The organism is Sedimentitalea sediminis, from assembly GCF_042687825.1.
GTDB lineage: Bacteria > Pseudomonadota > Alphaproteobacteria > Rhodobacterales > Rhodobacteraceae > Sedimentitalea.
The window spans coordinates 1-11,196 of sequence record NZ_JBHUQE010000039.1; the positions used below are offsets into that span (position 1 = coordinate 1).

At 59.9% G+C, this 11,196-nt stretch carries 12 protein-coding genes; 10 read left to right on the forward strand and 2 right to left on the reverse strand.

All coding sequences use genetic code 11. The features are described 5' to 3' along the window. The first annotated feature begins 132 nt into the window (after positions 1-132). A complete protein-coding gene (locus ACFMPD_RS16975; protein ID WP_380997053.1) occupies positions 133-426 on the forward strand; it encodes a hypothetical protein in 294 nt (97 codons plus the stop codon). 444 nt (positions 427-870) lie between these two features. Here ACFMPD_RS16975 and ACFMPD_RS16980 read toward each other — a convergent pair whose 3' ends face one another. Continuing rightward, positions 871-1,863 carry an AraC family transcriptional regulator gene (locus ACFMPD_RS16980; RefSeq protein WP_380997056.1) on the reverse strand — a complete coding sequence of 331 codons (993 nt, stop codon included), beginning with the start codon at positions 1,861-1,863 and terminating at the stop codon, positions 871-873. Positions 1,864-2,082: 219 nt separating this feature from the next. Between ACFMPD_RS16980 and ACFMPD_RS16985 the strand changes: the two genes are divergently transcribed. The 3 genes from ACFMPD_RS16985 to ACFMPD_RS16995 all read left to right on the forward strand — a co-directional run bounded on the left by ACFMPD_RS16985 (position 2,083) and on the right by ACFMPD_RS16995 (position 5,676). Continuing rightward, positions 2,083-3,417, forward strand: a complete 1,335-nt coding sequence (locus ACFMPD_RS16985; protein ID WP_380997058.1) for a DUF1214 domain-containing protein — start codon at positions 2,083-2,085, stop codon at positions 3,415-3,417. A 20-nt stretch (positions 3,418-3,437) separates the two neighbouring features. After that, positions 3,438-4,916, forward strand: a complete 1,479-nt coding sequence (locus tag ACFMPD_RS16990; RefSeq protein ID WP_380997061.1) for a DUF1254 domain-containing protein — start codon at positions 3,438-3,440, stop codon at positions 4,914-4,916. 466 nt (positions 4,917-5,382) lie between these two features. Then, a complete protein-coding gene (locus ACFMPD_RS16995) occupies positions 5,383-5,676 on the forward strand; it encodes a RidA family protein (RefSeq protein ID WP_380997064.1) in 294 nt (97 codons plus the stop codon). 17 nt (positions 5,677-5,693) lie between these two features. On the opposite strand, the gene ACFMPD_RS17000 is transcribed toward ACFMPD_RS16995, so the two are convergent. Continuing rightward, positions 5,694-5,993: a hypothetical protein gene (locus ACFMPD_RS17000; RefSeq protein WP_380997066.1), complete on the reverse strand. Its 300-nt coding sequence runs from the start codon at positions 5,991-5,993 to the stop codon at positions 5,694-5,696. A gap of 409 nt (positions 5,994-6,402) precedes the next feature. On the opposite strand from ACFMPD_RS17000, the gene ACFMPD_RS17005 reads away from it, so the two are divergent. The 6 genes from ACFMPD_RS17005 (at position 6,403) to ACFMPD_RS17030 (ending at position 11,082) form a co-directional block, all read left to right on the forward strand. After that, complete coding sequence (locus ACFMPD_RS17005) at positions 6,403-6,987, forward strand: DUF2796 domain-containing protein (RefSeq protein WP_380997069.1); 585 nt, start codon at positions 6,403-6,405, stop codon at positions 6,985-6,987. Positions 6,988-7,009: 22 nt separating this feature from the next. Continuing rightward, entirely contained in the window at positions 7,010-7,684 is a 675-nt protein-coding gene (locus ACFMPD_RS17010; protein WP_380997072.1) for an ABC transporter ATP-binding protein, read from the forward strand. Then, positions 7,681-8,928: an ABC transporter permease gene (locus ACFMPD_RS17015; RefSeq protein WP_380997074.1), complete on the forward strand. Its 1,248-nt coding sequence runs from the start codon at positions 7,681-7,683 to the stop codon at positions 8,926-8,928. The genes ACFMPD_RS17010 and ACFMPD_RS17015 overlap by 4 nt, the downstream gene beginning before the upstream one ends. Then, on the forward strand, positions 8,925-9,452 hold the full coding sequence (locus ACFMPD_RS17020) for a DUF3299 domain-containing protein (RefSeq protein WP_380997076.1): 528 nt from the start codon (positions 8,925-8,927) through the stop codon (positions 9,450-9,452). The genes ACFMPD_RS17015 and ACFMPD_RS17020 overlap by 4 nt, the downstream gene beginning before the upstream one ends. Beyond that, positions 9,434-9,943, forward strand: a complete 510-nt coding sequence (locus ACFMPD_RS17025) for a DUF3299 domain-containing protein (protein WP_380997078.1) — start codon at positions 9,434-9,436, stop codon at positions 9,941-9,943. The genes ACFMPD_RS17020 and ACFMPD_RS17025 overlap by 19 nt, the downstream gene beginning before the upstream one ends. Before the next feature lie 287 nt (positions 9,944-10,230). Continuing rightward, complete coding sequence (locus tag ACFMPD_RS17030) at positions 10,231-11,082, forward strand: hypothetical protein (RefSeq protein ID WP_380997081.1); 852 nt, start codon at positions 10,231-10,233, stop codon at positions 11,080-11,082. The last annotated feature ends 114 nt before the right edge of the window (positions 11,083-11,196 follow it).

Sequence of the window (11,196 nt, forward strand, 5' to 3'; positions counted from 1 at the left end):
GTCAGACCGGACGCTTACGTTCATTTAGGTATCGCAGGCTGAGCTGCGTGCACTCCAAATGGTCAGCACAACGCAGCCATGTTTCTGTCAATGTGGAATGCCGGAACTGCAAGGTACCCAAAACTGACCGCCATGGATGAAAATCAACCTCAGAAAAGAACGCCAATGAAGGAGTTGCGAGACATTCAAGCGGAGCTCAGTGATCTGAAACGCAGTGGTGAAATTTCGACATCAACGGGGCAGGCCAGGCTACGTGAAATTCTCAAGATGTTAGGGGTCATTTTGGATGGCTGTGGCGAGGCCGACGAAGGCTGCCTACAAGTCAGAACGGAACCATTTTCAGATGAAGAACTGTGGGAGAATACCCCTCCGCGTTTTCGGCATTTTTTGCCATCGGTGATGATCCGGAGGTTTGACGTGGAGTAGCTGGGCAGGCGTTCGAATTTCGCGCTCCTTATGTTGCCACAGCCTTGCTCTGGTCGGGTGCGGCTCAACCTAAGATCGGTTCACATAACACCCCCTCAGCGACGTTCTCGGTTCGTTATGATGCTGTCAATCATCCAGTGGTTGCGGAGACCTGCCATGCGACAAGCCGTTCGGCCGCGACTGCAATGCGGGACTTTGTTGCCGTTCCCGGCGCTGACTGATGGGTCCGTATTCTGCGCAAAGCCGACCTCGGGGCTCCACGAGCATGGACCGCAATGCGAACGCTTCCAGACATTTGCATAAGGTTCCTGCACCTACGTGACCGCCCCAAATCTGGCCTTTTGGTTCGTCGCTGCGAACGGCGGCTCCTACGCTTGTTGCGAGGTCCTATAAGTCTCGACTCAGTAGCGGGGGCTCAAACGGCGACTTCCGAGGCCAAGCGACCTAGCGCGGGTCCGACTCGGCGAACTGGCTGGGCGAAAAGCCTGTCTGAGCGTTGAAGGCCCGACTGAAGTTGTTTGGGCTCGAATAACCAAGATCCAATGCGACGGCTGCAACCGACACATCGCCGTGACGCAGAAGTTCTTTGGCACGCTCTATTCGAGAGTTGTTCACGATGTCCCTGAACCGAACCCCATCCAGCATCAATCCTCGCTGCAAGGTTCGGACCCCGATATCCATGCATTCTGCGGTTCTTTCGATGGACACCGAACCCTCATAGATCTGCAGTCGCACCATGGCAGCGACCTTGTGGGGCAAAGTCTTGGGCGGGCCACCAACTCTCTCTCGAGCAATGTCCTCGATAGTCGCTTTCGGTTTGGCTTCCGTCGCGGTCGTCCGCAAAAGTTTGCTGGAAAAGAGAACTCCCAATGCAGGTTGATCCCAATGGACCGGACACCCGAAGACTTCCTCGGCGCGATCTCCTGCGGACGGTTTTGAAGTATCGATCATCAGCCGCTCCGGCGACCACGCTGGTCCAAGGTAGTGCCGGAAGACGCTGAGAAAGACGCCTACTGCCGAAAAAGCGACGTCGGAATACGCACTATGTGATCGCAGTCCGAAGCGATATCCATACCATGCACGGGCGCCGTGTGTTTGAAACTCGATCAGGTCCGCACTCGAGTGATACGAGATCGCCTTTGCAGTTCGCACGAGAGCCGCTCCGAGGTTTGGCGAGGACAGAACGTAGTCTCCCCATGCCCCGTAATCCGCGACGGTGAGATGCGGTGCCCAGAGCAGGCCGATATTCTCTTCCCCGGTGGAACGCCCGACCTCTTGAATGAATGTCGCGAGGGCGTGTTGCGGGATGTAGCCATCGCGCCTTTCGATGAAGCGATGAGGCAAACCGGATCGCTTCAACGCTCGTTCAAGCGGTTTTTGCCCGCAGGTTTCAAACGTGAATTGCGGCATCGCACCAAGCGCCTTGGCGGAGATCATGGGAGGGTCTGCTGGCATACAGGTTTGCTTAATCGTGATTCTGTCGTGAAATGATACGCCGATCTCGCAGCGATATGCCAACCTATGCTCTCGATTTGGCTATTTGCGGGAGGCGAGACGCAGATGACCATAAGTACAAATATGGCAACCAGGCAGGCTGCTCGTGGGCTGTATGCAGGCGTTGCACTTTCATTTCTGGCTGGGCCTGTTGTGGCGGAGATGTCTGAAATCGCCCGCGATACCGTTGTCCGGCGCTCCTGCGAGGCTGCGATCTGGGCGATGCCTGCCGTTGGCGTTTACGATATCGAGTTGGCGATCCAGCGCGATGCGGGGGCTGACAAAGGCGTGATCGCTTATATGAGCGAACCGATGGACAGCCGACACGGCTTCCTGACGGCCAACGACGTGACACCGTATGTATTTGGCGGTGGATACGCGGTGGATGAGCCCGTTGTCATCGATGTTCCATCAGCCGGAGAAAAGGCGGCATTCTTTGGAACGATCACGAACGCCTGGCAGGTTCCGTTGGCAGATGTTGGCACCTCGGGCGATGATGCGGGCGAAGGCGGGAGATACCTCATCGTGCCACCGGGATATGACGGCGACCTCCCGCAAGAGGGCTACTACGTCTATCCGTCCAACACCTATGGCGTTCATTTCGCCTTCCGCCCTGTCGCAAAGGATGGTGGCACCAGCAAAGATCAGGCTGTCTACGCCCAGACCCTTCAAGTCTACCCCTTGTCCGAGGTCGACAATCCGTCGCCAACTGAATTCATCGACGTAAAGGAGAACCCGATCAACACGCTTCCCGTGTATGACATGACGTTTTTTCACGACATGAACACGGTCATCCAGCGCGAGCCGGTTCTGGAGCAGGACAAGGTCATGATGGCGATGCTGGCCTCGCTTGGTATGGTGCGCGGCGAGCCGTTTGAACCGGACGAGGAAATGCAGGCCGCGATGCTGGAAGGGCTGCAATGCGCCTATGACACCATGCAGGAGCATTTCATCACGCGCTCGGTCGTTCCGCTCTGGGAAGACCGCAAATGGGGAGTCTGGGCCTTCGCCGAGGGTCAGCCGGAAGCGGGTTTTCCTTATGTGACCGATGAAATGGTGCTGATCGATGACCGCGCGGGCGGTTCGTATTCGTGGATCACCTATCTGCCGAAGAAGCTGGGTGGCGGGACTTTCTACCTTACAGGCCTGACCGACAGCGATGGAGATATGCTGAACGGGCAAGACAGCTACAAACTCAATGTTCCCGCCGACACGCCCGCTGAGGGTTTCTGGTCGGTCATCGTCTACAGCATGAAGTCCAAGGGCTTCGTCGCAGGCAATGAGCGCGTCGGCCTGGCAACGCCAAATCTGCCGGACATGCAGGTCAATGACGACGGCTCGGTTGACGTCTATTTCGCGCCAACGGCTCCGGATGGTCTCGAAAGCAACTGGATACCGACCGGCGAGGACTTCTTCTTGCTATTTCGCCTTTATGGGCCAGCGGAAGGATGGATCGAAAGCGGATGGCAACTGCCGGACGTCGAGAAAAGAAACTGATTTTCTGACAGGAGAAAAAGATGAAACGCACATTTCTTGCCGGATGCGCGGCCCTTGCCGTAACAGCGAACATGGCGCTTGCGGAAGGCGGCGATGGCCGCTTCCTAGAGAACGAAGAGTTCAACACGATCATCGGCGACTTCACCTTCGAGAAGGGATTTCCGACCGCTGAGACCACCGAACGTTTGTTCCAGATCCGGACGACCTATCGGGTGATGGAAGTGATCCAGCAAAACGTCTTTGGAGCCTCGCTCTATGCGATGCGCAAGGGTTACGCAGATTTCGGTGCAGGAAAACCTAATCAGGTCATTGTGTTCAAGGACCTGATGGACGCCAAGTCCGAGTTCCTGACAGCCAACAATACAACCGTCTATGCGATGACTTTTCTCGACCTTAACACAGACGGTCCGACAGTGGTCGAAGCGCCTCCCGGCATGCTTGGTTTCTTCAACGACATGTGGATGCGCTATGTTGGCGATGTTGGAAATGCGGGGCCGGACAAGGGCGAAGGCGGCAAATTCCTCGTGCTTCCGCCGGGATACGAGGGAGACGTACCGGATGGGTATTTCGTTTTTGAATCCAAAACCTACGGGGTTTGGCTGGCGCTCAGAGCCTTCCTGGTCGATGGCACGACCGATGCAGCCAATTCGCTGTACGAGCAATTGAAGATCTACCCGCTGGCCCAGGCGGACAATCCGGAACCCACCGAACTAATCGATGGTTCAGGACAGGAAATCTGGACAGTTCATTCCGAAAATTATCACCTCCTGGAAGAGCTTGGGCACCTCGTCGAAGAAGAGCACCCGGACGCGCTGGACGGGGCGCAGAAATTTCTGCTCGCCTCCATCGGCATGGAGTTCGGCAAGCCATTCGATCCCACGCCGGAAGAGAAGGCCATCCTTGAGCCAGCCGCCATGGCGGGCGCGGCGCTGCTTCGGGCCAATATGTGGAACTACGTTGGCGACGACAAATACATCTACGAGGATCGCAAATGGTGGAACCCGTTTGTTGGCGGCGTCTACACCTTTGACCCGAACGGATACCTCGACTACGATGCTCAGGCCTTTTTTGCAGCGTATGCGACAGGCGTGACACCGGCCATGGCGAGCAAAAACGTGGGTATCGGGTCGCAATATTTGTGTACCCATACCGATGGCGAAGGTGTTCCGCTCGACGGTGCGAAGACATACAAGCTGACAGTTCCAGTTGATGTTCCTGCGAAGGATTTCTGGTCTGTCGTCGTCTACGACAGCGCAAACCGCTCGATGATGGCAACATCACAGCAATTCCCCGCGCTCAGCAGCTACGACGATTTGGCGCAGAATGAAGACGGAACGGTCGACCTCTACTTCGGCCCAAAAGCGCCAGAAGGTATGGAGTCGAACTGGGTCGAAACTGATCCGAGCAAGGGCTGGACAGCCATCGTGCGCCTGTACGGCCCGCTGGAGCCGTTCTTCGACCAGACCTGGAAGATGAACGATTTCGAACTGGTGGATTGATATTCCCTGAGACAACCAACGGGGTTTGCGGGGCGAGCTATGGAAGTAAGGGCGACGTGGGCACTTCCATGTCGTCCTCTTTGAAATGCCCTGCATCTCGCCGTTAGACGGAACCGCAGCGAATGCAGGCTCGCCTCCCTTCCTACGGATTGCTGTAGTCGGCACTGTGCGCTGCTTTCGGGAGCGAAGCTGTCATCGGAACGGTTCCATTGGATGTCTGAAAAGTCGGCAATCTACCAGTTTGATCAGACCGCAGCATTCGTGACTTTTGGGCTCATGCCGCAAGTTCGCCGCGCCAGGCGTGAATGGCTGATCTCCGAGACGGGGGCCGTTCGCCTGGTTGGGCTTGGACTAGCAGTGAGCCGGACAAGCCTTCAGTTGCAATCAAATTTGCCGCGTCTGGTTTGGGATTAAAAGCTGTTCAAAATATAGTTAGACAGGTTGGAAACGACGAAGGAAAACCTTAATGAAGTCAGTTAGTCAGAACATTGAGGCTTTAGGTCTCGTCATCCCTGACGCGCCCAAGCCGCTTGGGAATTTTGCTCCTTATCTGCTGGACGCAGGCTACCTATACATCTCGGGCCAGATTTCGATTGATGCGAATGGCGATGTAATTCGAGGAAAGCTCGGACAGGACGTTGACTTGGAAGGGGGCATTGCCGCTGCACGCTGTTGTGGCATAGGTATTTTGGCGCGCGCGCAGGCTGCTGTTGGCGATCTCGAAAAATCGCGAAGCTCGTCAAACTGGGTGCTTTTGTGAATGCTGTACCGAATTTTTCAGATCACCCAAAAGTGGTGAACGGAGCGTCGGACCTGATGGTCGAAGTGTTTGGGCCTGAAATCGCCGATCATGTCAGATTTGCTGTTGGTAGTTCGAGCCTTCCCGCGAACGCAGCAGTGGAAATTGAGGCTGTTTTCCGGGTCGATGCATAAAAGCTGACCTTCATGAAGGTCGCAGCATTCGGTAGATAGGGCTCTTTTCTGCCACTTGCCGCGGCCTTTGCAAACGGCTGCTTCGCTGGCTGTGTCAGAAATGCTTGACGTTTGGGTCAGAATTGCACGGTGCAATTCACTCATTTATTGAGGTTTTGGCTGCCGATAGAGTCAAAGTTTCGTGACGTTCCACAACACCCTGTAAGACGTCAGACGAAATTGGCTTTTACGTCATAAACTGACCCAATCTCCGCGAACCGGATGATTGTGGATGAACCGCGAGTATCCGGTTCGCCCCCCTTTTACGTGGTGCTTCGCTACATCTTTAAGACTGCGTGCACGGAAAGCGTTTATGCTGTGCTGGAGCCGCGGCGGGACCGGCTAAAGTAACAAACGGCCCACAGCGGTCGCGCACCATGAGTCACTATGCGGCGACGCAGCGTCCTCATTGCAGACTTTTGCCGCGACCACAAATCGGACCGCCGCAATGTCTTTTCACTGTCGCATACACGTCATACTGTAACGCAAACCGGGCGAAGCAGGAGATTCTCGCATGATCGGTCGTATTGCCGTGGTCACAGTCATTTTGGCCACGCCATCCATGGCGCAGGAGCATCGAGAGCTCGGAGCGCATGAACATGGCGTTGGACAGCTCGATATTGCCATCGAAGGGGAGCGCGTCTCGTTGGAGTTGCACGCTCCCGGCGCGGATATCGTCGGTTTCGAGCATCACGCGGAAAGCGCCGAGGATCGCGCCGCGGTGGACGATGCGGTTGCCATTCTGGCGCGGCCGCTCGCGCTGTTCGTTCTACCGGCGGCGGCGGAATGCTCCGTGGTCGAGGCCAGTGCAGAACTCGAAGCAGAAGGTCATGACGAGCATGACGCGCACGAGGAATATGAGGACGAGCATGCCGAGGCCGACGGGCACGAAAACGAGGAAGGCGGGCACACCGAGTTCCACGCCGAGTATGCTCTGGATTGCGCCCAGCCCTCGGCCATCGAACGTATCGAATTCGCCTATTTCGAGACATTCCCGAATGCGCGCGAGATCGAGTTGCAACTGGTGACGGACACGGGCGCCAAGGCGTTCGAGATCGAACGGGATACCCCGGTGCTCGACCTTGCCGGACAGATCTGAGCATGCGGCATCCGCAATTTCGATGCGGGACGTCCTGTTCCGCTGGCCGGGGCGGGCCTCCTTCGGGCTGACGGTGCCGCAGTTCCGGCTTGAGCGGGGGGAGAGCGTTCTTCTGCTGGGCGAGAGCGGATCGGGGAAATCGACGCTGCTTTCGCTCGTCTGCGGCATCGTGGCGGCGCAGGCGGGCCGTGTCGCGCTTGGCGGCACCGATATTGCCGGCCTTCGGGTGGGCGCGCGCGACCGGTTTCGGGCTGAGCGGATCGGGGTGATCTTCCAGCAGTTCAACTTGTTGCCATATGCGCGCGTGGCCGACAACATCCTCCTGCCGCTGCGTTTCGCACCGGAACGACGCAGCCGCGCGGGTGATGCGGAACCCGAAGCCGCGCGCCTCTGCCGGGCGCTCGGCCTGCCGCCGGATATTCTCGGCGCCGTCTCCGGCCGTCTCAGCGTCGGCCAGCAACAGCGCGTCGCGGTGGCCCGCGCGCTGATCGGCCAGCCGCCGCTCGTCGTCGCGGACGAACCTACGTCGGCGCTCGACGCAGCGACGCAGGACAGCTTTCTTGGCCTGCTGTTCGATCAGACGGCCGAGGCGGGCTCGTCGCTTCTCATGGTCAGCCATGACGAAAGGCTGGGCGCACGGTTCGACCGTGTCGTCCGGTTGTCGGAGATTGTCTCCGTCCTCGGGGAGGCCGCATGATCCTGCGACTTGCCATCGGCTCGCTTCTGGCGCGTGGACTGACCGTGGGGATGACGGTGCTCGCCATCGCGCTCTCGGTGGCGCTGTTTGTCGGCGTCGAGAAGGTGCGCACCGGCGCCCGTGCGAGCTTTGCCGACACGATCTCGGGCACCGACCTGATCGTCGGCGCGCGCTCAGGCTCCGTCCAGCTCCTGCTCTATTCGGTGTTCCGGATCGGAAACGCGACCAACAACGTCACCTGGCAGAGCTACGAGGACATCGCCGCGCGGCCCGAGGTGGACTGGAGCGTGCCGATCTCGCTCGGCGACAGCCACCGGCAGTTCCGCGTCATGGGCACGACGCCGGAGTTCTTCGAACGCTACAAGTATCGCGGCGGACGGTCGCTTGGATTCGCCTCGGGCCACGGGTTGGAGGATCTCTACGACGCGGTGATCGGCGCCGACGTTGCCGGGGCGCTCGGCTATTCGGTCAGCGATCCGATCGTCGTTGCCCACGGGCTCGCTTCCTTCACCGAACACGACGACCAACCGTTTCGCGTCGCCGGTATCGTCGCCAAGACCGGTACGCCCGTGGACCGGACCGTCATCGTGAGCCTGAAGGCGATCGAGGCGATCCACGTGGACTGGCAGAGCGGCGCGAAGACCGGCCAGACGACGCCGGTGGAGACGATCCGCAAGATGGACCTGACGCCAACCGCCATCACGGCCGCGCTCGTCGGCGTGAATTCTCGGCTCCAGGTATTCAAGCTCCAGCGCTGGATCAACGAGTACCCCGGGGAGCCGCTGCTTGCCGTGCTGCCGGGTGTCGCCCTGCAAGAGCTCTGGCAAATCGTGGGCGTTGCCGAAACGGCCCTGATCGGCGTCTCCGCCATGGTCGTGGTGACGGCGCTGCTTGGAATGATGGCGATGATCCTGTCGAGTCTCAGCGAACGGCGGCGCGAGATGGCAATCTGGCGGGCGATGGGCGCACGACCGGGCACGATCCTGTCGCTGCTCGTTCTGGAAGCCGCATTGATGGCGGCCGCGGGCGCGGTCCTTGGCTTTGCCCTGCTCTATGCGGGGCTTGCCATTGCGCGCCCCTGGGTCGATTCGGCGTTCGGCATCTGGCTGCCGATCGAGGTACCGACAGCGCGGGAACTCTGGGTTCTCGCAAGTGTGATCGGCGCGGCGGCGCTCGCGAGCCTTTTTCCTGCACTGCGGGCCTACCGGATGTCTCTGGCCGATGGCATGATGGCGAGGATATGAAGATGCACAATCCCCTTTCCCGACGGCAGTTCGGATTGCTTCTTGCGGCCGGTTGCGCCCTGCCGCGCACGGCTCGCGCAACCACTTTCCGCGAGATCACGTGGGACGACCTGATCCCGCCCGGCGTTCCCTATTCCGAGATCATCGGCGAGGGAGAGCTCGACGAGGTGAACGACACCTGGAATCCGATATTCGATGAAAATGCGACCAAGTTTAACACCGTGCTCGAGGGCGAGCCGGTCAAGCTGCCCGGCTACATCATCCCCCTCGATCTGAACGCCGACGGCGTGACGAGTTTCATTCTGGTGCCCTATGTCGGGGCCTGCATCCATGTCCCGCCACCGCCGCCCAACCAGCTCGTCTCCGTGACCACCCAGACGCCCTGGCCGAGCGACGCGATTTGGGACGCGGTCTGGGTGTTCGGCCGCCTCCGCACCGGTTTGCAGTCGACCGAGATCGCGGATATCGGCTATCAGATGGCGGCGGAAAAGATCGAGATCTACGAATGGCTGGAAGAAGACTGAGCCGGCGCGGCCTTTGTCTCGGCATCGGGGCGTTGGCGTGTCTGCCCGGGCCTGCGCGGCCTGCCGACGACCCAGTAGACCTGGAATGGACCGATCTGCTGCCAACGGGCGAAACATCCCTCCCGCCCGAGCTTCAGGGCCTCGTCCAGCACGATCAGGCGCCGCTCATGAGCCAGCAGCGGGCATCGACCGGCGTGCGGACCGACTGGAACGGCCGGACCGTGCGCCTCCCGGGCTTCGTCGTCCCGCTCGACTATGATGGAACGGGCATGACCGCCTTCCTATTAGTGCCTTATGTGGGCGCCTGCATCCACGTTCCGCCACCGCCCGCGAACCAGCTTGTTCTGGTCACGACGGAGCGGCCTTACGAGTCGGACCACCTGTTCGAGCCCGTGACCGTCACCGGCATGTTCGGGACCGCCACCACGTCGACGCAGCTCGCGGATGTAGGCTACGCCCTTTCGGCCGACGGGATCGAACCCTACCGCTGATGCGCGCCCGTCCCATCAGGGAATGGAACGGAATCGGCGAACGTGGCAGACTGCGGCACGCTGTATATGGGTGGTGATATGAGGATCCGAAAGAACATCCACGGGATGGGCTGGTTCGCTGCAAGCCACGCGGCTGCGATGATCGCGGCCGCTCCTGCCGCTGCCTGTTCGTTTCACACGTACCTCCCCGAGCGAACGGCGGTGGACTGGATGGTCGACAGCGCCGACCTCGTTCTCGCCCGGCCCGGCCCGACCCGCAGAACGAATTCGTCTACAAGACCGTCGAGATGCTGCGCGGAACGGCTCAGGAACCCGAGCTCGGTTTTCTGGTCGACAGCGTCAGCCGACAGAAGCTCGCGTCCCATCCGGACGAGGCGGTGCTTTTCGCCCGTGGCGCCGATGGCGCCTGGACCAGGGTCGCCTATGTCGACACGGCCTTTCGCGAGATCATGGAGCGCGTGATCGCCGAGTCCCCGTCTTGGGGTGCCGGGGTCGATCCGGCCCGGTTCGCGATCGCCGCCGAATTGCACGATCACCCCGATCCGAAGCTGCACAAGCTCGCCCTTCGCGAACTGGATCAGGCGCCCTATGCGCTCCTGCGGGATCTCGACCTGCGCCTGCCGCCGGACGTTCTGCTGCGGGATTTCCGGACGCCGCAGGAATACCCCTACCAGCCGATCCGCGTCCTGCTGCTCGGCCTTGACGATACGGAGGCCGCACGGGCGGCCGTTCGCGGCTTCGCGGAGCGCGCGGCGGGATCGGCCTGGGCCCGCAACCTCGGCGCCTATGCGACGGCCCCGATCGAGCAGGATGGCGCAGAGGGTGTCGCGCTGCTCGAGGAACGATTCCTGGCCGACCCGCGGCAACCGCTCGACAAACTCGAACTGATGGTCGAAGCGCTCGCGATCCAAAACGGTGTCGGCTCGCCCGACCTTCGCGACCGGATCTCCGCGGCGCTCGTCGCCCGCCAGCTCTTCAGCTATCAGGATTGGTCGCAGGCGGCGCCACTGGCAGAGTTGATGCATGAGCGGCGCATCGCGTCTTCGGCAGACCTGATGGCAGTTGCCATCTATGTTGCTCAGGCGCGAAGGCCGGGCACTGTCGGTCCGGCTCAAGGCGTCGCAGAAATTACGCAGTAGCAATCGACCGCGAGCAATCCGTCTTCCGGCGTTGCGATCTCTGTTCCAACGACACCCGGTTCAAATCACTCGTTAAAAATCGGTAGTGGGTCACTTTGAAATCTAGGGTCTGGC

Coding starts and splice junctions, on each gene's coding strand:
- ACFMPD_RS17000 (WP_380997066.1), bottom strand. CDS start 5,993: ATGAGTGAATTGCACCGTGCAATTCTGACCCAAACGTCAAGCATTTCT.
- ACFMPD_RS16980 (WP_380997056.1), bottom strand. CDS start 1,863: ATGATCTCCGCCAAGGCGCTTGGTGCGATGCCGCAATTCACGTTTGAA.
- ACFMPD_RS17020 (WP_380997076.1), top strand. CDS start 8,925: ATGAAGATGCACAATCCCCTTTCCCGACGGCAGTTCGGATTGCTTCTT.
- ACFMPD_RS17015 (WP_380997074.1), top strand. CDS start 7,681: ATGATCCTGCGACTTGCCATCGGCTCGCTTCTGGCGCGTGGACTGACC.
- ACFMPD_RS16985 (WP_380997058.1), top strand. CDS start 2,083: ATGTCTGAAATCGCCCGCGATACCGTTGTCCGGCGCTCCTGCGAGGCT.
- ACFMPD_RS17010 (WP_380997072.1), top strand. CDS start 7,010: ATGCGGGACGTCCTGTTCCGCTGGCCGGGGCGGGCCTCCTTCGGGCTG.
- ACFMPD_RS16975 (WP_380997053.1), top strand. CDS start 133: ATGGATGAAAATCAACCTCAGAAAAGAACGCCAATGAAGGAGTTGCGA.
- ACFMPD_RS16990 (WP_380997061.1), top strand. CDS start 3,438: ATGAAACGCACATTTCTTGCCGGATGCGCGGCCCTTGCCGTAACAGCG.
- ACFMPD_RS17030 (WP_380997081.1), top strand. CDS start 10,231: ATGCTGCGCGGAACGGCTCAGGAACCCGAGCTCGGTTTTCTGGTCGAC.
- ACFMPD_RS16995 (WP_380997064.1), top strand. CDS start 5,383: ATGAAGTCAGTTAGTCAGAACATTGAGGCTTTAGGTCTCGTCATCCCT.
- ACFMPD_RS17025 (WP_380997078.1), top strand. CDS start 9,434: ATGGCTGGAAGAAGACTGAGCCGGCGCGGCCTTTGTCTCGGCATCGGG.
- ACFMPD_RS17005 (WP_380997069.1), top strand. CDS start 6,403: ATGATCGGTCGTATTGCCGTGGTCACAGTCATTTTGGCCACGCCATCC.